Annotated in this window: 18 protein-coding genes and 1 pseudogene; 11 read left to right on the top strand and 8 right to left on the bottom strand. The window is 68.9% G+C overall.

Translation table 11 applies throughout. From position 1 onward, the window contains the following. Positions 1-55: 55 nt before the first annotated feature. Positions 56-1,636, top strand: a complete 1,581-nt coding sequence (locus tag CFB35_RS31255; RefSeq protein WP_089466237.1) for an MFS transporter — start codon at positions 56-58, stop codon at positions 1,634-1,636. A 98-nt stretch (positions 1,637-1,734) separates the two neighbouring features. Here CFB35_RS31255 and CFB35_RS31260 read toward each other — a convergent pair whose 3' ends face one another. Then, the gene (locus CFB35_RS31260) at positions 1,735-2,715 is read right to left on the bottom strand and encodes an alpha/beta fold hydrolase (RefSeq protein ID WP_089466086.1); all 981 of its coding nucleotides are present in this window, start codon (positions 2,713-2,715) and stop codon (positions 1,735-1,737) included. A 366-nt stretch (positions 2,716-3,081) separates the two neighbouring features. Between CFB35_RS31260 and CFB35_RS31265 the strand changes: the two genes are divergently transcribed. The 6 genes from CFB35_RS31265 to CFB35_RS31285 all read left to right on the top strand — a co-directional run bounded on the left by CFB35_RS31265 (position 3,082) and on the right by CFB35_RS31285 (position 8,827). Then, positions 3,082-3,507, top strand: coding sequence for a DUF3331 domain-containing protein (locus CFB35_RS31265; protein WP_059574860.1), 426 nt, complete (start codon positions 3,082-3,084; stop codon positions 3,505-3,507). Positions 3,508-3,577: 70 nt separating this feature from the next. After that, complete coding sequence (locus CFB35_RS31270) at positions 3,578-4,399, top strand: alpha/beta fold hydrolase (RefSeq protein WP_089466087.1); 822 nt, start codon at positions 3,578-3,580, stop codon at positions 4,397-4,399. A 70-nt stretch (positions 4,400-4,469) separates the two neighbouring features. Next, a complete protein-coding gene (locus CFB35_RS35170) occupies positions 4,470-4,718 on the top strand; it encodes a hypothetical protein (protein ID WP_179231820.1) in 249 nt (82 codons plus the stop codon). A gap of 92 nt (positions 4,719-4,810) precedes the next feature. Further along, positions 4,811-6,616: a winged helix-turn-helix domain-containing protein gene (locus tag CFB35_RS31275; protein WP_089466088.1), complete on the top strand. Its 1,806-nt coding sequence runs from the start codon at positions 4,811-4,813 to the stop codon at positions 6,614-6,616. Positions 6,617-6,808: 192 nt separating this feature from the next. After that, positions 6,809-7,228 carry a DoxX family protein gene (locus tag CFB35_RS31280; RefSeq protein ID WP_059574865.1) on the top strand — a complete coding sequence of 140 codons (420 nt, stop codon included), beginning with the start codon at positions 6,809-6,811 and terminating at the stop codon, positions 7,226-7,228. Positions 7,229-7,339: 111 nt separating this feature from the next. Beyond that, on the top strand, positions 7,340-8,827 hold the full coding sequence (locus tag CFB35_RS31285; RefSeq protein ID WP_089466089.1) for a mechanosensitive ion channel family protein: 1,488 nt from the start codon (positions 7,340-7,342) through the stop codon (positions 8,825-8,827). A gap of 182 nt (positions 8,828-9,009) precedes the next feature. On the opposite strand, the gene CFB35_RS31290 is transcribed toward CFB35_RS31285, so the two are convergent. Beyond that, positions 9,010-9,918, bottom strand: a complete 909-nt coding sequence (locus CFB35_RS31290) for a LysR family transcriptional regulator (RefSeq protein ID WP_059574869.1) — start codon at positions 9,916-9,918, stop codon at positions 9,010-9,012. A 120-nt stretch (positions 9,919-10,038) separates the two neighbouring features. Between CFB35_RS31290 and CFB35_RS31295 the strand changes: the two genes are divergently transcribed. After that, positions 10,039-10,944: an AraC family transcriptional regulator gene (locus CFB35_RS31295; RefSeq protein WP_059574870.1), complete on the top strand. Its 906-nt coding sequence runs from the start codon at positions 10,039-10,041 to the stop codon at positions 10,942-10,944. On the opposite strand, the gene CFB35_RS34785 is transcribed toward CFB35_RS31295, so the two are convergent. Next, positions 10,869-11,576 (bottom strand): hypothetical protein, encoded by a 708-nt coding sequence (locus tag CFB35_RS34785; RefSeq protein WP_179231817.1) that lies wholly within the window; start codon positions 11,574-11,576, stop codon positions 10,869-10,871. The genes CFB35_RS31295 and CFB35_RS34785 overlap by 76 nt on opposite strands. On the opposite strand from CFB35_RS34785, the gene CFB35_RS31300 reads away from it, so the two are divergent. Continuing rightward, positions 11,511-12,674, top strand: a complete 1,164-nt coding sequence (locus tag CFB35_RS31300; RefSeq protein ID WP_059575186.1) for an aldose epimerase family protein — start codon at positions 11,511-11,513, stop codon at positions 12,672-12,674. The genes CFB35_RS34785 and CFB35_RS31300 overlap by 66 nt on opposite strands. Positions 12,675-12,707: 33 nt before the next feature. On the opposite strand, the gene CFB35_RS31305 is transcribed toward CFB35_RS31300, so the two are convergent. From CFB35_RS31305 to CFB35_RS31315, 3 genes and pseudogenes are all read right to left on the bottom strand, one after another. Next, entirely contained in the window at positions 12,708-13,568 is an 861-nt protein-coding gene (locus tag CFB35_RS31305) for a PhzF family phenazine biosynthesis protein (RefSeq protein ID WP_059574872.1), read from the bottom strand. Positions 13,569-13,584: 16 nt separating this feature from the next. Beyond that, positions 13,585-13,860, bottom strand: a pseudogene (locus tag CFB35_RS31310) (TrmB family transcriptional regulator); the annotation flags it as partial. A gap of 111 nt (positions 13,861-13,971) precedes the next feature. Beyond that, positions 13,972-14,943: an AraC family transcriptional regulator gene (locus CFB35_RS31315; RefSeq protein ID WP_089466090.1), complete on the bottom strand. Its 972-nt coding sequence runs from the start codon at positions 14,941-14,943 to the stop codon at positions 13,972-13,974. A 94-nt stretch (positions 14,944-15,037) separates the two neighbouring features. Here CFB35_RS31315 and CFB35_RS31320 point away from each other — a divergent pair, with 94 nt between their 5' ends. Then, positions 15,038-15,871, top strand: coding sequence for an oxidoreductase (locus CFB35_RS31320; RefSeq protein WP_089466091.1), 834 nt, complete (start codon positions 15,038-15,040; stop codon positions 15,869-15,871). A 135-nt stretch (positions 15,872-16,006) separates the two neighbouring features. Further along, positions 16,007-16,843 (top strand): alpha/beta fold hydrolase, encoded by an 837-nt coding sequence (locus tag CFB35_RS31325; RefSeq protein ID WP_089466092.1) that lies wholly within the window; start codon positions 16,007-16,009, stop codon positions 16,841-16,843. A gap of 81 nt (positions 16,844-16,924) precedes the next feature. Here the strand turns inward: CFB35_RS31325 and CFB35_RS31330 are convergent, their stop codons facing one another. Continuing rightward, entirely contained in the window at positions 16,925-17,632 is a 708-nt protein-coding gene (locus CFB35_RS31330) for a DUF3142 domain-containing protein (RefSeq protein WP_060967369.1), read from the bottom strand. 5 nt (positions 17,633-17,637) lie between these two features. Further along, positions 17,638-19,806: a hypothetical protein gene (locus CFB35_RS31335; RefSeq protein ID WP_089466093.1), complete on the bottom strand. Its 2,169-nt coding sequence runs from the start codon at positions 19,804-19,806 to the stop codon at positions 17,638-17,640. Positions 19,807-19,865 lie beyond the last annotated feature (59 nt).

Here is a 19,865-nt window from a genome sequence, read left to right on the forward strand (position 1 = left end):
ATTCGGCGCATCGCGTTATGCTGGCGCCAGCTTGACAAACGGGAGCCGCTCGACGATGAACACGACGTTCGCCACCGGCAGTGCCGCGCCAGGGCCGGCCTCGGGCGCGGCCTCCGACGTTCCGACGTTCCGGTCGATCGCCGCGATCGCGGCCGTGCTGCTCGGTGCGGTCATCGCGACGCTGACGTCGCGCATCACGTCGCTCGGCTTGGCCGACGTGCGCGGCGCGCTCGGCATCGGCGTCGACGAAGGCGCGTGGATCAATACCGCATTTACCGCGTCGCAGATGTTCGTCGGGCCGCTGGCGATCGCCGCGGCCTACCTGTTCGGCACACGCCGCGTGCTGCTCGCGGGCGCCGTGGTGTTTCTCTGCGCCGAAAGCGTGCTGCCGCTCTGCACGCGATTCGGTGCGTTCATCGTGTTTCAGGCGCTCGCCGGGTGCGCATCGGGCGTGTTCGTGCCGCTGACGATCGGCTTCGTCGTGCGCACGCTGCCGCCGCGGCTCATTCCGTTCGGCATCGCCGCGTATGCGATGAATCTCGAGATGTCGCTGAACCTGTCGGCCACGCTCGAAGGCTGGTACAGCGAGCACCTGAGCTGGCGCTGGCTGTTCTGGCAGAACGCGGTGCTTACCCTGCCGTTCATCGCCTGCCTGATGCTGTCGCTCGCCGACGAGCCGGTCAAGCGCTTCGCGTCCGGCATCGACGCGCGCGGCATGCTGCTCGGCGCGGGCGGGTTCGCCTGCCTGTGCATCGCGCTCGACCAGGGCGAGCGGCTGTTCTGGCTGCAGTCGCCGCTGATCGTCACGCTGCTGGCCGTCGGCATCCTGATGGTCGCCGCGTTCCTGATCCACGAGCTCGCGTCGCCGCGCGCGGGCATCGATCTCGGCTACCTCGCGCGGCCGAACGTCGCGCTGCTGATCGTGCTCGTCGGCCTCGTGCGCTTCACCGTGCTCAACACGAGCTTCATCCCGTCGCTGTTCCTCGCGAGTACGTACGGGCTGCGCCCGCTGCAGATCGGCGATACGCTGCGCTGGATCGCGATTCCGCAGTTGCTGTTCGCGCCGTGCGTCGCGCTGTTGCTGCAGCGTGTCGACCCGCGCCGGCTGATCGTCGCCGGCTTCGCGGTGGTGGCGATCGCGTTCGCGCTCGGCTCGCGGCTCACGCCGGTGTGGGCCGAACCCGACTTCATTCCGTCGCAATTGCTGCAGGCGCTCGGCCAGACGATGGCGCTCACGTCGGTCATCGTCTTCTTCGGCAGGCACGTGACGGCCGAGCATGCGCTGACGTTCGGCGCGGTCGTGCAGACGACGCGCCTGCTGAGCGGGCAGCTCGGCACGACGTCGATCGCGGTGATTCAGCGGATCAGGGAGGCTACCCATTCGAATCTCGTCGGTCTGCATGTGTCGCTGTCGGATCCGGAAACGCTCGAGCGGCTACGGGCCGGCGCGGCGTCGCTGGTGGCGCACGGCGCCACGTTCGCGACGGGCAACGAGGCGGCCTATGCGCTCGTCGATCGTGCGGTGCGCGTGCAGGCCACGACGCTCGCGCTGGCCGACAACTTTCGCGTGGCGATGGCGTTCGCGCTCGCCGGCGCACTGCTCGGCATCCTGTTGCGCCCGGTGCGGGCGCCGTGAATGCGGCGCCGCGCGGGCTGAAATGTCCTGAAAAGTCCTGAACGGCACCTGCGGCGTCCGTCGCGGCGGCATGCGCGCCGCCGTGACGGACGGCAGGCTTACGCCTGCAGGAACGCCAGCAACTCGGCGTTGATGCGGTCGGCGCTCACCACGCACATCCCGTGCGAGCCGCCTTCGATCACCTTCAGCACCGCGTGCTTCACGATCTTCGACGACAGCCGGGCCGAATCGTCGATCGGCACGATCTGGTCGTCGTCGCCGTGCAGCACGAGCGTCGGCACGTCGATCTTCTTCAGGTCCTCCGTGTAGTCGACTTCGGAAAACTCCTTCACGCACAGGTACTGGCCATGGATGCCGCCCATCATCCCCTGCGACCAGAATGCGTCGATCGTCCCCTGCGACACCTTCGCGTTCGGGCGATTGAAACCGAAGAACGGCACGGCCAGATCCTTGTAGAACTGCGAACGGTTTTCCGCGACGTTCTTGCGGATGCCGTCGAATACCTCCATCGGCAGGCCGCCCGGATTGGTCGCCGATTTCACCATCTGCGGCGGCACCGCGCCGATCAGCACCGCCTTCGACACGCGTTTCGTGCCATGGCGGCCGATGTAGCGCGCGACTTCGCCGCCGCCGGTGGAGTGGCCGACGAGCGTCGCTTCGCGCACGTCGAGCGCGTCGAGCAGCGCGGCGAGATCGTCCGCGTACGTGTTCATGTCGTTGCCGTTCGACGGCTGGCTCGAACGGCCGTGGCCGCGGCGGTCGTGCGCGATCACGCGATAGCCGTGCTGCACGAGAAACAGCATCTGCGCGTCCCACGCGTCCGCGCACAGCGGCCAGCCGTGCGAGAACACGACCGGGCGGCCGCTGCCCCAGTCCTTGAAGTAGATCTGCGTGCCGTCCTTCGTGGTGATCGTGTTCATCGTGTGCGCTCCTGAATGCGCGGAAGAGGGGTGGCGGGAGGGCGTGCCGGCCGCGGCCGCCATCGCGGGCAGCGCGGCGGCCGCGACGGCGGTCGCGCCGGCGAGCAGCATGTCGCGGCGGCGAGCCGACGAAACGGCGTCGGTCTGTTCGGGATGCATCTGGACTCCTGAGGTGTGCGGCGGCGAGGCCGCGCGGGATGGTGGATCGGTGGCGGCCGGCCGCGGCCATCCCGCCCGGCGGCCGTCCGGCGTGCGCCGTCGCGTCGGCTGGTGCGCGCGGACGATCGGATGCCGTCAGGAGCGTATCCCGGCGCGGTGCGCGCCGTACTGAAATCCGGCTGAATTTTCTTGAACGCCGCGGCGCCGCGAGCGGCATTGCCGCACTGCAGAAAAATTAAGCGCGCGACCGGGACTCTTCAGCGCATGGCGACTATCGTCAGCATCGGGTCACCCGCCGTGCGTTTGCCGCGACGCGAGCGGGCCCGCCACGCCCGCACCGCCCGTCACTTGCCTGGATAAGCCGCCATGGACGCCTTCAATCGTTGGGAGCACATGATCACGTCGCTCAGGCCGTCGCCCGCCGCGAGCCTCCGGATGATGCCGCGCGAGCGGACGGCGGACGGCTCCTGTCGCCCGCATCGGGACGACGCGCCGACGCCATCGAGCGGCGACGTGCGCCGCCGCAGCGCGATCGTCGCCGTCGAGCGGCAGACCGATTCGTCGATGCTGGTGTCGTGGAGCGATCCGACGCGCTGCCGCTACGACGAGCAACGCTGGATCTGCGCGAAGGCGCGCAGGCTGGCGCGCTGCGCGCTCACCGGGCAACCGATCCGGGTGGGCGACGTGATCTACAAACCCCAATGGCGCGGCGAGAGACGCCCCGCGAACTGCCGCGAGATGATTCTCGCGGCGGCGCTCGAGCAGTTCGCCGCCCGGCAGTCCCGCGCATGACGCGCCGCGCCGCACGCTTCGGCCGCGCCCACATCCGCGGGCGCGGCTTCCCTATTCGGAAGGAACCCTCATGAGCACGTTCACCACCCGCGACGGCGTGTCGATTCACTACAAGGACTGGGGCAGCGGCCGCCCCGTCGTGTTCATTCACGGCTGGCCGCTGAATGCCGACATGTGGGACGTGCAGATGCACCATCTCGCGTCGCACGGCCTGCGCTGCGTCGCATACGACCGGCGCGGCTTCGGCCGCTCCGGCCAGCCGTGGGGCGGTTACGACTACGATACGCTGGCCGACGATCTCGCGACGCTGCTCGACACGCTCGACCTGCATGACGTGACGCTCGTCGGCTTTTCGATGGGCGGCGGCGAGGTGGCCCGCTACATCGGCCGGCATGGCACGAAGCGCGTGTCGAAGGCGGTGCTGATCGGCTCGGTGACGCCGCTCATCGCGCGCCGCGACGATCATCCGGAAGGCGTGGACGTCGCGCTCTTCGACGGCATTCGCGCGGGCATCGCGGCCGATCGCGCCGCCTTTTTCGACAGCTTCTGGCCCCTCTTTACCGGGTCGAACCGCGACGGTTCGACGGTTTCGCGCGCCGCGCTCGACTGGACGTCGTTCATGGCGTGGCAGGCCGGGCTGAAGGGCACGCTCGATTGCGTTCGCGCGTTTTCCGAGACCGATTTTCGGGCCGACCTGCAACGATTCGACGTGCCGACGCGCGTGATTCACGGCGACGACGACCAGACGGTTCCGCTCGCGCTGACCGGCGCCGCGACGGCGAAGCTTGTCCCGCATGCGACGCTGAGCGTCTATGAAGGCGGTCCGCATGCGCTTTACCTGACGCACGCGACGCGGCTGAACGACGAGCTGCTGGCGTTCGCGCGGTCCTGAGCGCGCGCCGCGGCGCCGCGCGGCGAATCGATTCGAGGCGGATGCCGATAATCCCGCGGATATTCGGCCGGTGCAACGGATCGAGCGGAAAATGAATCGGGAATCGGCCGGGCGAATCGAAAAGGAAAATGCGCGGCATTTCCGCGCTCGGCAATTTCGTCTGATATATCGAAATCGCGTTCATGGGCGCATCCATGATTTGCACATGAAACGGGCATCGTCGTGCCGCATGCCGGTGCATGCGGACGTGTCGGGCGCCGCGCCCGCCGCGGCATTTCGTCATTTCAAAAAATTCGAGCCGTCCATTCTGATAATTTGAATCATTCGATCATGCAAATACCGTAGCATTGATGGCGAACCGGCACCCGATTTCAGCCGGGCGCCGTTGAATGTCACCCTCAAGAAATTCCCATGATCCGGATTGGAACACTTCACGTTTTTCTCGACAGACGTGAAATTCGTTCGAACGGCAAGCTGCTGCGCATCGGCAGCCGCGCATTCGAAATTCTCGAACTGTTGATTCGGGCGAACGGTGCGCTGGTATCGAAAGATGAAATCATGCAGCGCGTGTGGCCGCACACCGTGGTGGAGGAAAACAACCTGCAGGTGCACATCGCATCGCTGCGCAAGGCGCTGGCCGGCGACCGGAACCTGATCGTGACGGTACCCGGTCGCGGCTATCGGCTGGTTTCCGGGCAGGACGCGGGCGCCGCGCCCGTGCGCCCGGCCACGTGGCGGCCGTCCGCCGCGCCGGGCGCGTTGTTCGGCCGCGAACAGACGGTCGCCGACGTGCTGGACGCACTGCGCACGGCGCGCATCGTGACGCTCGTCGGCGCGGGCGGCATCGGCAAGACGCGCGTCGCGATCGAAGCGGCGGCGCGCGCCGACGCGCGATTTCCGGAAGGCACCGTATTCGTTTCGCTCGCCACCGTCGCGTGTCCGCGCTTCGTGCCGGACGCGCTCGCCGGCGCGTTCGGCATCACGCAGCCGACCGGCTCGCTGACGCTCGAAGCGGTGCTCGCCAGCGTCGCGCGGCGCCGGATGCTGCTCGTGCTCGACAACTGCGAGCACCTGCTCGATGCCGCCGCGCGGATCGCGAGCGCGCTCACCGATGCGGACGACGGGCTGTGCGTCCTCGCGACGAGCCGGGAATCGCTGCGCATCCACGGCGAGCGCGTGTGCCCGGTGCCGCCGCTCGACATACCGGGCGAAGACGCCGGCGATCACGAGGCGATGAGCGCGAGCGCGGTGCAGTTGTTCGCGGCGCGCGCACGTGCGGCCGATCCGCGCTTTCCGCTCGATGCGCGCAGCCTGTCGTTGATGGCGTCGGTCTGCCGCCGCCTCGACGGCCTGCCGCTCGCGATCGAGCTGGCCGCGGCACGCGCCGCCGTGCTCGGCATCGACGTGCTGGCCGCCCATCTCGACGATCACTTCCGGCTGCTGACCGGCGGTTTCCGCACCGCGTTGCCGCGCCATCAGACGCTGCAGGCGATGTACGACTGGAGCTACCGGTTGCTCGGGGAGTCCGAGCGCCTGCTGCTGCGATGGCTCGGCGTGTTCCGCGACAGCTTCGCGATCGAGGCCGTGCGCGAGGTCGTCGGCGCCAACGGGCTGGCCGGCGCCGACCTGCTCGATACGATCGCCGGCCTCGTGTCCAAGTCGCTGCTGATCCTCGAGACCGCGCACGGCGCGCCGCGCTACCGGCTGCTGACGACCACGCGGGCCTACGCGCAACAGCAGCTCGACAGTCACGGCGAGGGCGAGGCTGCCGCCCGCGCGCATGCGGCCTACTTCCTCGCGCTGTTCCGGAGCGCGACCCACGGCGGCGAGCAGCCGGGCGGCGAGCCGGGCGGCACGACCCGGCTCGACGCGGTCCGGTGCGAACTCGGCAATCTGCGTGCCGCGCTCGACTGGGCATTTTCGGCGCGCGGCGACGCGGCGCTCGGCATCGCGCTCGCGGCCGTCGCGGTGCCTTGCCTGTTCGATCTGTCGCTCGTCGACGAATGTCGGGAGCGCGCGCGCGTCGCGCTCGATGCGATGCGCGACGCGGATGCCGCCCTGGTGTCCGACGATGCGCGCGTGCGCTTGCTGGCCGCGTATGCGGCTGCGCTCGCGCATACGGCGGAGTCGACGCAGGCTGCGCATGATGCGTGGTCGGAAGTGCACGCGCTCGGATTCGATGCGGCCGAGGCCGAGTTGCCGTCGCGCGAGTCGTGACGCCGGGTTCGCGCGCCGCTCGCCTGTTTCAGAACGATTCAGCCCGGATACAGGACAGCGGCAGGCGGCACGCGTAGATTGCCTGGACGGCGGGCGCCGGCATGCCGTCGGCGCGCGCCGCCACGGCATGCCCGCGCGGCATGCCACGCGGCGCACGCCGCCGTGCATCCCGCTCAATCGACGAAACGCCGTATGAATCCTGCCCACTCCGACCTTTCCAGCCACGCGACCGATCTCGGCCTGCTGTTCCTGCGTGTATCCGCCAGCGTGCTGCTGCTCGTGGTTCACGGCCTGCCGAAGATCCTGCATTACACGGCCGAAGCCGCCGCCATCGAGGATCCGTTCCATCTCGGCCGCACGCTGTCGATCGTGTTCGCGATCTTCGCGGAGGTCGTGTGCCCGATCTTCATGATCGTCGGCCTGTACCCGAGGCTCGCGGCGCTGCCGGTGATGATCGTCACGCTCGTCGCGCTGGTGTTCGTGCACCCGGACTGGCCGCTGCGCGATGCGCAGTTCGCATGGATGCTGCTGATCCTGTTCGGCACGATCGCGATCGCCGGCGCCGGCCGCTACGTGTTGCCGTTGCCGGGCGTCGCGCGCCGGCGGGACTAGCCGCGACCGGCGCGACGGCGGTCGGCACGCGATGCGTCCGATGATTCCGTTCCCGCGGCGACGTTCGTCTTGCCGCCTTGACCCTTTCGCGCGCCGCGCTGGCGATCCGACATGTTGAATTTCTCCGATACGGCGATCTACGGCGCGCCGATCGTGCTGGCCGATCTCGCCGCGTGGCGGCTGTTCGGGCGCGCGGGCCCCGTGACGCGCGCGATCCGGCGCTGTGCGGCGTTCGCCGCGCTGAGCGCCGTGCTGTTCGCGACCGGCGTGAGCCCGCTCGCGGTGCCCGCATCAATCGGCGGGCTCGACCGGATCGCGGTCCAGGCGATCTGCATCGCATGGTGGCTCCAGTGCGCGATCGTGTTCAGCCTGCTGCTCAATCATCTGCTGCTGCCGCGTGCATGGCACAGCCAGCGGCTCTTTCACGACATCGCCGCGGGCATCGTGTTCGGCGCGGCCGCGGTGGCCGCGCTGGGCTACGTGCTCGGCCTGCCGTTGAGCGGCCTCGTCGCGACCTCCGGCGCCGTCGCGGTGATACTCGGTCTCGCGCTCCAGAACACGCTGAACGACGTGTTCTCCGGGCTCGTGCTGAATACCACGCAACCGTTCCGGCTCGACGATACGGTGTCGATCGGCGAGCTCGAAGGGCGGATCGTCGAGAGCAACTGGCGCGCGACGAAGCTGATCGACAGCCTCGGCAACCTGGTCGTCGTGCCGAACAGCGCGGCGGCGCGCGCCACGATCGTGAACCTCAGCGAGCCGGCCGGCCTGCACGGCGTCACGCTCGCGCTCGACCTCGATCCCGCGGTGCGGCCGGCCGTCGCCGTCGGCGCACTGGAGCGGGCCGCGGCGAGTTCGCTCGACGTGCTCGCGCGCCCCGCGCCGATCGCCGTCGTGAAGGCGTTCCGCGCGAACGCGATCCAGTACGAACTCGTCTGTTACGTCGACGCACTGCAGAAGAAAACCACCGTGCGCAACGCGCTCTACGATCTCGCGCATCGGCACCTGGCCGCGGCGGGCGTCGCGTGGCGGCCGCTCGCGGGCGCCGCGCCGGCGTGTGCGTCGCCATCGACATCGCAAGCGCATCCGGTATCGCGCCGGCTGCTGCTGTTGCGGGCGGTCGAATTGTTCGCATGCGTCGACGACGACGATCTGGCCGTGCTGGCCGATGCGCTGGTATCGCGTTCGTTCGGCAAGGGCGACGTGATCTATGCGTCGAATGCCGAGTCGCGCGTGCTGACGATCGTCGAATCGGGTGTCGCGGCGGTGTTCGTGCCGGGCGCGGCGGGCGACGTCGAAGTCCGTCGGATGGCGCCCGGCGATGCGATCGGGCAGTCGGTCGTGCTCGCCGGCACGCGGCTTCATGCGACCGTCCACGCGGTGACCGCGATGACCGTGCATCAGCTTCGCAGCGAGGATCTGGCGGCGCTGATCGGCAGGAAGCCGGCGCTCGGCAGGCTGATGTGCGAGTCGCTCACCGAACATGTCGCGACCGAGGAAAGGATGATGATTCCGCCGGTCGAGCAGGCGCACGCGGGGTTCAGCCTGATCGGATGGCTCGAGAAGGAAATGAAGCGGCTGCACGATTCGCTCGGCTGACGCGCGGCGCGGATGGCGAGGGTCGCCGGCGGGACGGGATGGACGTGCGCTTGCCGTCGCGGCGCGTGGCGCCGTGCCGGGGCGCTGCGTGACGCGTGCGATGCCGGGCCGTCAGTCATCGGCGGGCGGCCGGGCGGCAGCGCGTGCGGCCCCGGCGTGCCGGCGGGCGGGGAACGGGTGCGTCAGTCGGGTGTCGTGAAACGCTCGACGAGATCCGGCTGGTCGAGTTGCTCGACCCACCAGTGCAGCGCGCGGCCCGCCTCGTCGCCGCGCCACGCGAGATAGCAGTGCGTGGTGTCGCGCATGCCCGTCACCTGGCGCGCGACGAGCTTGCCGTCGGCGATCGCGCGCGCCGCGATGCATTCCGGCAGCGTGCCGACCGCGAGCCCTTCGCATTGCGCTTCCAGTTTCGCGGCCAGCGTCGGTACCGCGAGGTAAGGCTGGCCCGCATCGATCGCGACGGACTGCGGCTGCAATTCGCGCGACGTATCGCTGATCACCGCGCCGCGATACTGGACGACCGACGCCATCGCGAGCGGTTCGGGCAACGCCGCGAGCGGATGGGACGGCGCGACCGCGAACACGTGCCTGAGCGAGCCGATCGGCCGCGCGACGATGCCCGGCAATTCCGGCGGTTCGCCCGCCGCGCCGACGACGAGATCGGCCCGCCGCGAAATCAGCGCATCCCACGCGCCGCCGAGCACTTCGGTCGACAGGCGCAGCCGCGTGTCCATTCCGAGCGCGTAGAAGCGGTGGACGTACGGCCACAGCGCGCCGAACGGCAGAATTTCGTCGATACAGACGCGCACTTCCGTTTCCCAGCCCTGTTGCGCACGCAGCGCCTTCAGCTCGAGTTGCTCGGCCGCGCGCAGCAGGCGGCGGCCTTCCTCGACGACGATGCGTCCCGCATGCGTGAGCTTCGCGCGCCGGCCGCTGCGGTCGAACAGCGCCACGCCGAGATCGCTTTCAAGTTTCTGCACGAGGTAGGTCAGCGCGGACGGCACGCGATGCAGCAGTTCCGCGGCTTCGGCAAAGGTTCCGGTGCGGTCGATCGCGTCCAGGGCTTCGAGCGCTTCGAATGACAGCTTCATCGCAAATTCCGGTAGGGGGTGGCTGGCGCATCATACCAGTGCCGCCGCGGCGCGAGCGGCGCGCGTCACCGTGATTTGCTAGAGTGGCCACTCCTGTCATTCGTCTCTTCGCATCGTCCCATGACCACCGCTCAGCCGGACACCGCATCCTCCGATTTCATCCCGGCCGACGTCAGGCAGACCATCGTCACGCAGGCGTTGCCGAAGGGGCAAATCGGTATCGTCCGACTCAAGACCTTGCGCCGGAACATGGGGCTGACCGCGCCCTATGAACTGGAGAATACGGATCTGATCGTCTTGCAGTTGCATGCGTTCGGCGAACAGGATCTGTGGCTCGATGGCCGCCCCGCGCCGTTCGTTCCGTACGACGCGGGAACCGTGTCGATCTACGATCTCGACCGTCGCTGGGTGGCCGACCTGAAGGGCGCGTTCGATTGCCTGCATTTCCACCTGCCGCGCCCCATGCTCGAGGAAACGGTCGACGACCTCGGCGGCCGGCGGCGGCCGCAGCTTTATCTGCCGCCGCATCTGAGCACCCACGATTCGGTCATCCATGCGCTCGGACGCGCGCTGCTGCCCGCGCTGGCCCGGCCTGGCGAGGCGTCGCAGATCTTCATCGATCACGTGGGGCTGGCGTTTCAGGCGCACGTCGCGTGCCGGTACGGCGGCATCGGCGAACGGCGGGAAAAGTCGGACGGCAAGCTCACGCCGTCGCAGGCGCGCCGTGCGAAAGAACTGCTGCTCGCGCATCTCGACGGCAACATCGGGCTGGCCGACGTGGCGAGCGCGTGCGGGCTGTCTCGCAGTCATTTCGTCAAGGCGTTTCATCGGACGACCGGGCTGCCGCCGCATCGCTGGCTCATCGTGCAGCGCGTCGAACGGGCGAAGGAATGGATGCGCAACCCGGACGTGCCGTTGAGCCTGATCGCCGCCGCGTGCGGCTTCGCCGATCAGAGCCATTTCTCGCGAACCTTCACGCGCTTGACCGGTGTCACGCCTCGCCGGTGGCGCGCGGACCATACGTGATCGTGATCGTCACGATGCGAAGGCGGGGTGCGCCGGTCCGCCCCGCGCGCTGCCATGGCGGATCGGCGGCGTATGTTTCGGGCAGCCGGTGCAACTGCGTGGCCAGCACGAGATCGCGGCCCATGGACGGATGCGATGCGTGCGCGTGCAACCATGACGCGGTACAGTGCGTGTTCGCGACCCGCACGAGCGCTGCGCGCTTCGTTGTCCGCGTCGTCCTGCAGCGTCGTCGCGTAGACGACATCATGGGCCCAAGCCGCGAGCTCGATGGCCGGCCACGGCGGTTCCGTACGATACGGCGCGAGGTGCGCGAACAATTCCGCCAGATGCGCGAGCGTGTGATCGAAGCGCCGCAGCTCGCCGTATGCGCGCTCGACGAGCGGCCACACGGCCGCCGCGCCGAAGCAGGCATCGCGGGCGGCGCGCAGCGTGCGTGCGATATCGGCGGAGACGGCGTTCATGACGGCGATCGCTCGGGCGGACGATGCGCGCAGCATGGCAAACGTGGCGCCGTGCGGGCATGCAACTTGCGCGCCTGCACGGGCCGCACCACCTTGGAGATTTTCATGAAACGACGCTGGCCGCGACAACCGATGCTCGCGATAGGTGTGTTCGCAACGTTCGCGCTGCATGCAGCCGCCGCATCGGCGGCGCCCGACGTGTCGATCAGCCGCGCCGATTACGGGACGACCGCGAGCGGGCAGGCGGTGAGCCAGTACACGCTCGCGAACCGGCACGGCGTGACGCTGAAAGTCATCACGTACGGCGGCATCGTGACCGCGCTCGACGTGCCCGACCGCACCGGCCACGTTGCCGACATCGTGCTCGGCTTCGATTCGCTGCGCGACTACGAAGCGCACAACGGCAACATCCATTTTGGCGCGCTGATCGGCCGGTATGCGAACCGCATCGCGGGCGGGCGTTTCACGCTCGGCGGCAAGACGTGGACGCTGCCGGTCAACGACGGGCCGAACACGCTGCACGGCGGCCCGGACAGTTTCGACGCGAAGGTGTGGAAGGTCACCGGTACGCACAGCGACGCGGCCGGTTCGAGCGTCACGCTGCGCTACGTGAGCCCCGACGGCGAGAACGGCTTCCCCGGCACGCTGACGACGGACGTCACCTACACGCTGACCCGCGACGACGAGATCCGCATCGACTACCGCGCGACGACCGACCGGGACACGGTCGTCAACCTGACCAACCACAGCTACTTCAATCTGGCGGGGCAGGCAGCCGGTAGCGTCGAGCGGCAACTGATCGAGATCGCCGCATCGCGTTTCACGCCGACCGACGGCACGTCGATTCCGACCGGGCAACTGGCGAGCGTCGCGGGCACGCCGATGGATCTGCGCCAGTTGACGCCGATCGGCGCGCATTTGCGCGATGCGTATCCGCAGCTTGCGATCGCGCATGGCTACGACCAGAACTGGGTGCTCGACCAGGGCGGCCAGACGGCGCCGGCGTTTGCCGCGCGTGCTTACGACCCGGCGTCCGGGCGGTTCCTCGAGCTGTACACGACGCAGCCGGGGCTGCAGTTCTATACGGCCAACGGGTTGAACGGCAGTGTCGCGGGCAAGGGCGGGACGGCCTACCGGCAAACCGATGCGTTCGCGCTGGAGGCCGAGCATTTTCCCGATTCGCCGAATCATCCGGCCTTCCCGTCGACGGCGCTCAAGCCGGGCGAGACGCTGCACGAAGTGACGGTGTGGCGGGTAGGCGCGCGATGAGCGTCGGCGTCGGCATCGGCGGGCGTGCGTCGGTCACACGTTGATCACGCCGCGCCCGATTTCGATCACGCGCCCGCCGACGCCGATTTCGCCCGCGGCATCGACCGACAAGCGCAGCAGGCAGGGCCGGCCGACGGCTTCGCCTTGCTCGACCCGAAACGCGGCCGGCAGATCGTGTCCGGCGGCGAGCAGCCAGCCGCCCAGATTCGCGCAGGCCGATCCGGTGCCTGGGTCTTCCGACACGCCGCCGCCTTGCTTCACGAAGAAGTAGCGGGACACGACCGTCCCCGGGCGCGCGGCATCGAACGCGAACACATAGGCGGTCTTGCGGCCGAGGCTGCTTCGCGGCCAGACGTCGAGGTGCGCGCTATCGGGCTGCGCGCGCCGCACGGCGGCCGGGTCCTTGAGCGCGACCAGCAACTGGTCGGCACCGGTGTCGACCCACAGCGGCGGCGCGAGCAGGTCGCTTTCCGCGATTCCGAGCAGCGCCGCGACCTGCGCATTCGGCAACGCGCACGGCGCCGTGTTCGGCATGCCGGCGTGCGGCGCGATGAAGGTCCACACGTCGCCGCGCGCGGCGACGTCGACGACGCCGGCCTTGAATTCGAGCGACAGCGCATCGCCTGCCTCGAGCAGGTCCCGCACGACGTGCGCGGTGCCGAGCGTCGGATGGCCCGCGAAAGCCATCTCGTAGCCGGGCGTGAAGATGCGCACGCGTGCATGCGCGCGCTCGGACGGCAGCACGAAGGTCGTCTCCGACAGATTGAACTGCACGGCCAGCGCCTGCATGGTCGCGTCGTCCATGCCGCGCGCATCGTCGAACACGCACAGCGGGTTGCCGCCGAACGTCGATTCGGCGAAGACGTTCAGCAGGCGGAAGGTGTACTGGGTCATCGGTATCTCGTGTGGGTCAGCCCTGTTTGTCGAGCGGTGCGAGCATCGCCTGCATGTCGGGATGCTTCAGCACTTTCCGGTATTCTGCCGGACTCATCGCGTCGATCAAGACGCGGCCGCTCACGTCGGCCTTGATGGACTCGACCGCGAGCAGCGCGATGACCGGATGGGTCGTCAGCGTCGCGTGGTCGGGCGACGGGTCGCCGAATTCCGCCATCACTGCCTCGGTATTGTCCGCGACCGCGACGGCCAGCGGCCGGCCCGAGAGCCGAAGTCTCGCGCTGGCGCCGCAGGGCATCCGGGGCGTGACCGCGTTCATCCTGAAGTCGCCGCCCGGCCGCGCGCTCGATGCGGCGCGATGAACGCGCGCGTCGCGGCGGGGGGGCGGCGCACGTCAACGACGTCAATGCGACGACACGAACACCGCATCGTCGAACGCCTCCGGAATCGCGAAGCTCGCGCGCATGCGCCGCGCTTCCTTCGCCGGCGTCAAGCCGAACAGGCGCTTGAATTCCCGGCTGAACTGCGACGGGCTCGTATAGCCGACCGCATAGCCGGCCGCCTCCGCCGTCAGGTCCTGGCGCACCATCAACAGCCGCGCCTGATGCAGCCGCGTCGATTTCAGGTACTGCATCGGCGACACCTGCGTGATCGCCTTGAAGTGACTGTGAAAGCTCGGCACGCTCATGCCGGCTTCGTCGGCCAGTTGCGACACGTCGAGCGGCCGCGCGTAATCGGCGTGGATCATGCGCAGCGATCGCCCGATCCGGCCGTATTGCCCGCGCATCGCCAGCGCGCTGCGCATCGCATGGCCCTGCGCGCCGGTCAGCACGCGGAAATACAGCTCGCGCAGCAGCGCCGGGCCGAGCACGGCGGCGTCGAGCGGCCGCTGCATCGCGTCGACGAAACGCAGCACCGACGCGTGCATCGCTTCGTCCATCGGCGTCGACATCATGCTCTTCGGCGCCTGCACCGTTTCCGCGACGCCCACGCGGTCGATCTGCGCGGCGAGTTCGGCGGCCAGCGTGAAATCGAGGTGCAGGTACAGCGCGAGCAGCGGGCGCTCCGGCGTCGCGTCGGTTTCCATGCTGAACGGGACCGGCACGGAGACGGCCAGGTAATGGTGTTCGTCGTACAGATAGCACTCGCCGCCGAAGTAGCCGCGCTTCGACCCCTGGCACACGATCACGATGCCCGGGTCGTACAGCACCGGCGTGCGCGACAGCGCGCGGTTCGAGCGCAGGATGCGCACGCTCGGCAGCGCGGTCAGGTTGTAGCCCTCGTTCGGCGCCAGCGCGCGCAGCAGCGCCACCAGGCGCTTCCGGTCGCGCGGCGACAGCGCTGGAGATCGGGCGGAGACGGGCACGGTGCTCATAGTTTTGTGCAAGAAAATCAGCGGAATCGGGCTTATTCGGCGTCGTTCGTCACACTAGTATGCACGCTTGAATCGACATTCGGGAGAAGCTCACATGGCATCCGGCAACATCATGCTCATTACCGGCGTCAGCAGCGGTTTCGGCCGCGCGCTGGCCCACGAAGCGCTGGCCGCCGGCCACACGGTGGTCGGCACGGTGCGCAGCGCGCAGGCGGCGCGCGACTTCGAGGCGCTGTCCGCGCAGGCGGCCGTCGCACGCGTGCTCGACGTGACCGATTTCGAGCGGATCGACGGCGTCGTCGCGGACATCGAGGCGAACGTCGGGCCCGTCGACGTGCTGGTGAACAACGCGGGTTACGGGCACGAAGGGATCATGGAGGAGTCGCCGCTCGACGAGATGCGCCGGCAGTTCGACGTGAACGTGTTCGGCGCGGTCGCGATGATGAAGGCCGTCGTGCCGTTCATGCGCGAACGCCGGCGCGGACGCATCCTGAACATCACGTCGATGGGCGGGCACATCACGATGCCGGGCATCGCGTATTACTGCGGCAGCAAGTTCGCGCTGGAGGGCATTTCCGAGACCCTCGGCAAGGAACTCGAGCCGTTCGGCATCGCGGTGACGGCCGTCGCGCCGGGTTCGTTCCGCACCGACTGGGCCGGCCGCTCGATGGCGCGCACGCCGCGCTCGATCGCCGACTACGACGCGCTGTTCGACCCGATCCGCCGCGCACGCGAGGAAAAAAGCGGCAAGCAGCCGGGCGACCCCGCGAAGGCCGCGCGGGCGATGCTCGCCGTCATCGCGGCGGACCATCCGCCCGCGCATCTGCTGCTCGGCAGCGACGCGCTGCGGCTCGTGCGGAGCAAGCTGGCGGCGCTGGACGACGAAATCCGCGCGTGGGAGGCGCTGACGGTGTCGACGGACGGCTGACGCGCGCCGCCTCGTCCGTTTCCTGCCGGTGGAGGATCGGCCATCGCATTGCACGATGGCGTCGTGGTTTCACAATAAAGCCGATAATGGCAGCGGCCCGTTCGCCACGTTCATCCACCTCACAGGAGTACCGCGATGCCGTACGTCACCACGAAGGACAACGTCGAGATTTTCTACAAGGATTGGGGCCCGAAAGACGCGCAGCCCATCATGTTCCACCACGGCTGGCCGCTGTCCAGCGACGACTGGGATGCGCAACTGCTGTTCTTCGTCCAGCACGGCTATCGCGTGATCGCGCACGACCGCCGCGGGCACGGCCGCTCGGCGCAGGTCTGGGACGGCCACGACATGGACCATTACGCGGCGGACGCGTTCGCGGTCGTCGAGGCGCTCGACCTGCGCAATGCGGTGCATGTCGGCCATTCGACGGGCGGCGGCGAAGTGGCGCGCTACGTCGCGAAGCACGGCGAGCCGGCCGGCCGCGTCGCGAAGGCCGTGCTGGTCAGCGCGGTGCCGCCGCTGATGCTAAAAACCGAATCGAACCCCGAAGGCCTGCCGCTGGAGGTGTTCGACGGCTTCCGGAAAGCGCTCGCCGACAATCGCGCGCAGTTCTTCCTCGACGTGGCGAGCGGTCCGTTCTACGGGTTCAATCGCGAAGGCGCGACCGTGCACCAGGGCGTGATCCGCAACTGGTGGCGGCAGGGGATGGAAGGCGGCGCGAAGGCGCATTACGACGGCATCAAGGCGTTTTCGGAAACGGACCAGACCGACGACCTGAAGTCGATCTCCGTCCCGACGCTCGTGCTGCACGGCGAGGACGATCAGATCGTGCCGATCGCGGATGCCGCGCTGAAGTCGATCAAGCTGCTGAAGAACGGCACGCTGAAGACGTACCCGGGCTATTCGCACGGCATGCTGACGGTCAATGCGGACGTGCTGAACGCCGATCTGCTGGCGTTCGTGCGGGCATGACGGTGGCGGCGCCGGCCCGCCGCGGCGGGCGGCGCCGCGATTGAAAACCGGCGATCCGACGCCCATCGAACGTCCGCCACACTAACCGTTGCGCAGGAACACGACGTAGCCGCGGAACCACGGGTTCGTCGCGAGATACGGCGGCGCGTCCCAGTCGCCGCCCTGGATCACGCCGATGCGAAACGGCAGTTGCAGCCGCGCGACGCGCGGCAGGTACGCCGCATAGTCGGGGATCGTGCGGCGGCCCTGGTAGGTCTGCACGACCACCTCGTCGACGATGCCCTTGAGCGCGTTGACCTGGTCGGTATCGATGCGGCTGCTCCAGTCGAGCAGCCCCGTGATGCTGAGCCGGCAATCGGCGGGCAAGGTCTCGCGCAGCGTGCGCAGGAACGCGAGGTAATCCTGCAGGTGGCGCGTGCCCGCATCGAAATCGATCTGGATGCCGGCGATCGTGCGGCCCGATGCACGCCAGCGCGCGAGCTGCGCGAGCATGATCCGCGTGACGCGCGGCGTCCAGCGCAGCGTATGCGCACGATAGACGAGCCACACGCGCGCGTGGGGCGCGGGCGGCAGCGCAACGCCCTGTGCGATCACGCGCACCTGCGACTCGTCCCGCGGCGACGCCTCGATCTGTCCTTGCAGCACGTAGACGATGCGCGCGTCGCGCACGACCGCCTGCGGCTTCACGCCGGCCCACAGCCAGAACGCGTCGTACCGCGCGGCGTCGACGGTGCCGGCCAGCGCGACGCGCGCGGCCAGCAGCAGCGCGACGCACGCGATGCGCTTCATGCGGCCTACCAGTAGTAGCGGAGCTTCTGCGCCCACGGGCTGCCCGGATAGGCCGTCTTCAGCGTGTCGAACCAGCGCTTGCGCGTGCTCTTCGACACCTCCTTGCCGCCGCATTCGTTGGCGCCGGCCGGTGCATAGCACCTGATCGCACGGTAGAACGCGTACGCGCGATCGTTCGGGTTCGCCTGCGTATCGGCCATCACCGTCACGTAGCTCGACATCCGCTCGTACGGCTTGCCGGCGAACTGCGACGGCGCCGCGCCGAGTGTCGGCGGCACGCGCGTGGCGGCCGCGCTCGATCCGTTGCGGACCCACGCGGGCACCGGATCGATTTCGAGGCCCGACGCCGGCGGATGCACGCGCACGAAATCGGCGAGGCAGTTCAGCCCTTTCGGATCGGCCGGATTCTGCTGCAGCGTCGCGGCGACGTCGCGCGCCGACGGGCACGTGTAGCCGTCGTCGTTTTTCGCGCCGGCGGCGATGAACGGCTTCAACGGATCGGCGGGCGTGCCCGACACCAGCGCGGTATCGGCGAGGAAGTCCGCGTAGTGCGAACGCGTGAGTTCCTTGTACAGCAGCGTATACAGCGCGGTGTCGCGCAGCGCGCCGCTCGTCGCCTGATTCTGCGCCTGCGCGCGCAACAGGTCGGCATTGGCCGCGCGCTGCAGCAGCACCGCACGGATCGCGGCGTTCTGCACGAGCGAATCGTCGGCGAACGCGTCGTTGACGAGCCCGGCCTGTTCCAGGTTGATCGCGAGCGCGAGTTCCAGCATTTCGCGCTGGAAGCGGAATTTCGCGAGCGGGATCAGGTCGCGCCATAGCTGGCGGGCCGTGTCGTTCTGGCCGCTGTCCTCCAGCGCGAACCCGCGCAGCGCCTGCTGGCTGAGGCCGAAGTAGTCGAGCGGCGCGGCGGGCGTCCGCGGCAGCAGATCGAGGGCGGCGTCCGGCTTGTGCCCGATCTGCACGTACCAGGTCGCGAGCAGGTAGTCGTACAGCGCGGGCGCGTTCGCGAAGCGCGGCTTCTGCGCCTGCAGTTCGTCGAGGGTCATCGGCTTGCGGCTCGCATCGCTGCTGTCCGACGCGCGCATGCGCAGCAGGTCGACGGTGGCGAGCACGGTCGGCGACTGGATCTGGCCGGCGTCGAATTCCGGGCCGAACAGCAGCTTGCTGTCGAGTTCGTTCGCCAGTTGCATCAGCGGCACGTTCGACGTCGCTGGCGACCAGCGCGCGAGTGCATGGCTGTACAGGTCGGCCTGCTGCGTGACGTTGCCGCCGAGCCACGCGACCCGTCGCAACAGCCCGGCCGCGGACACCGCATAGCGTCCCTTCGGATACACCTTCAGGTAGGTTCGGAACACGGTGTTCGCCGCGTCGAGCGACACCTTCGTCACGCGCGCGCGCGTCGGCGTCGGGCTGTCGTGGTCGAATACGTTGGCTTGCGCGGCGTTCAACTGCGCGCGCCCGGCCATGTAGAGGCCGGTTTCCTTCAGCCACGGGTCCGCGCTGTGCGATGCGTTCGCGAAGGCGCGGGTCGCGGTGAGGAAGTCGGCGCGATAGAACGCGTTCGTGCCGTCGAGGTACGCGGCGAACTGCTGGCCGAGCGGCGACTTGACCGGCGGCTTCGCCCATGCGGCGCTCGCGGCGCCCGCGCCACAGGTTTTCTGCGCGATGTCGGCGCGCGCCGCGCGCAGGCGGGCGGCTTCGTCGGCGGGCAGGCCGCCGGCGCCGCCGAGTGCTTCGTTGAACGCGTCCACGCCGGCGCTCATGCTGCGGCAGATGCTGCCTTCGCCGTCCGCGTACCGGTTCGACGACGCATCGGCGTCCGCCGCGCTACCGGTCTTGTCGGGCTCCTTCTGGCCGATGTAGATCCATCCGGAGAAATCCATCGGGAACGGCACGACGATCTGGTTGATCCGCTCTTTCGCCGGGATGGTCTTCGGGTCCGGGAACACCTGCGCGACCTTGGCGCTGTCGGCCATCATCAGCATCGCGTTGATGCGCGTGTCGTTGGCGGGCGTCAGCATCGGCACGTTGCCGCACGAGTATGAAGCCTGCCGGAGCGTGGTCGGCACGTAGCAGCCGTCGTCGCCGCTGGCATGGGCGGCCGGCATCCAGAGCAGGCTGGCCGCCAGCGCGGCGAACAGGTGGCGGTGCAGCGTCGGTGTTTTTCGCATTTTTCTTGTGCTGGTTAGGGGCCGCGACGGCCGGGTCTCTCAGGGGGGCGCGCTGCCCC

The sequence above is a fragment of the Burkholderia sp. AU16482 genome (assembly GCF_002223285.1).
Lineage (GTDB): Bacteria > Pseudomonadota > Gammaproteobacteria > Burkholderiales > Burkholderiaceae > Burkholderia > Burkholderia semiarida.

Bases quoted from the DNA above. Each gene is read 5' to 3' on its own strand.
- CFB35_RS31300 (WP_059575186.1), top strand. From the start codon at position 11,511: ATGAAACGACGCTGGCCGCGACAACCGATGCTCGCGATAGGTGTGTTC.
- CFB35_RS31305 (WP_059574872.1), bottom strand. From the start codon at position 13,568: ATGACCCAGTACACCTTCCGCCTGCTGAACGTCTTCGCCGAATCGACG.
- CFB35_RS31265 (WP_059574860.1), top strand. From the start codon at position 3,082: ATGGACGCCTTCAATCGTTGGGAGCACATGATCACGTCGCTCAGGCCG.
- CFB35_RS31260 (WP_089466086.1), bottom strand. From the start codon at position 2,715: ATGCATCCCGAACAGACCGACGCCGTTTCGTCGGCTCGCCGCCGCGAC.
- CFB35_RS31285 (WP_089466089.1), top strand. From the start codon at position 7,340: ATGTTGAATTTCTCCGATACGGCGATCTACGGCGCGCCGATCGTGCTG.
- CFB35_RS34785 (WP_179231817.1), bottom strand. From the start codon at position 11,576: ATGCAGCGCGAACGTTGCGAACACACCTATCGCGAGCATCGGTTGTCG.
- CFB35_RS31295 (WP_059574870.1), top strand. From the start codon at position 10,039: ATGACCACCGCTCAGCCGGACACCGCATCCTCCGATTTCATCCCGGCC.
- CFB35_RS31270 (WP_089466087.1), top strand. From the start codon at position 3,578: ATGAGCACGTTCACCACCCGCGACGGCGTGTCGATTCACTACAAGGAC.
- CFB35_RS31255 (WP_089466237.1), top strand. From the start codon at position 56: ATGAACACGACGTTCGCCACCGGCAGTGCCGCGCCAGGGCCGGCCTCG.
- CFB35_RS31325 (WP_089466092.1), top strand. From the start codon at position 16,007: ATGCCGTACGTCACCACGAAGGACAACGTCGAGATTTTCTACAAGGAT.
- CFB35_RS31315 (WP_089466090.1), bottom strand. From the start codon at position 14,943: ATGAGCACCGTGCCCGTCTCCGCCCGATCTCCAGCGCTGTCGCCGCGC.
- CFB35_RS31290 (WP_059574869.1), bottom strand. From the start codon at position 9,918: ATGAAGCTGTCATTCGAAGCGCTCGAAGCCCTGGACGCGATCGACCGC.
- CFB35_RS31275 (WP_089466088.1), top strand. From the start codon at position 4,811: ATGATCCGGATTGGAACACTTCACGTTTTTCTCGACAGACGTGAAATT.
- CFB35_RS31320 (WP_089466091.1), top strand. From the start codon at position 15,038: ATGGCATCCGGCAACATCATGCTCATTACCGGCGTCAGCAGCGGTTTC.
- CFB35_RS31330 (WP_060967369.1), bottom strand. From the start codon at position 17,632: ATGAAGCGCATCGCGTGCGTCGCGCTGCTGCTGGCCGCGCGCGTCGCG.
- CFB35_RS31335 (WP_089466093.1), bottom strand. From the start codon at position 19,806: ATGCGAAAAACACCGACGCTGCACCGCCACCTGTTCGCCGCGCTGGCG.
- CFB35_RS31280 (WP_059574865.1), top strand. From the start codon at position 6,809: ATGAATCCTGCCCACTCCGACCTTTCCAGCCACGCGACCGATCTCGGC.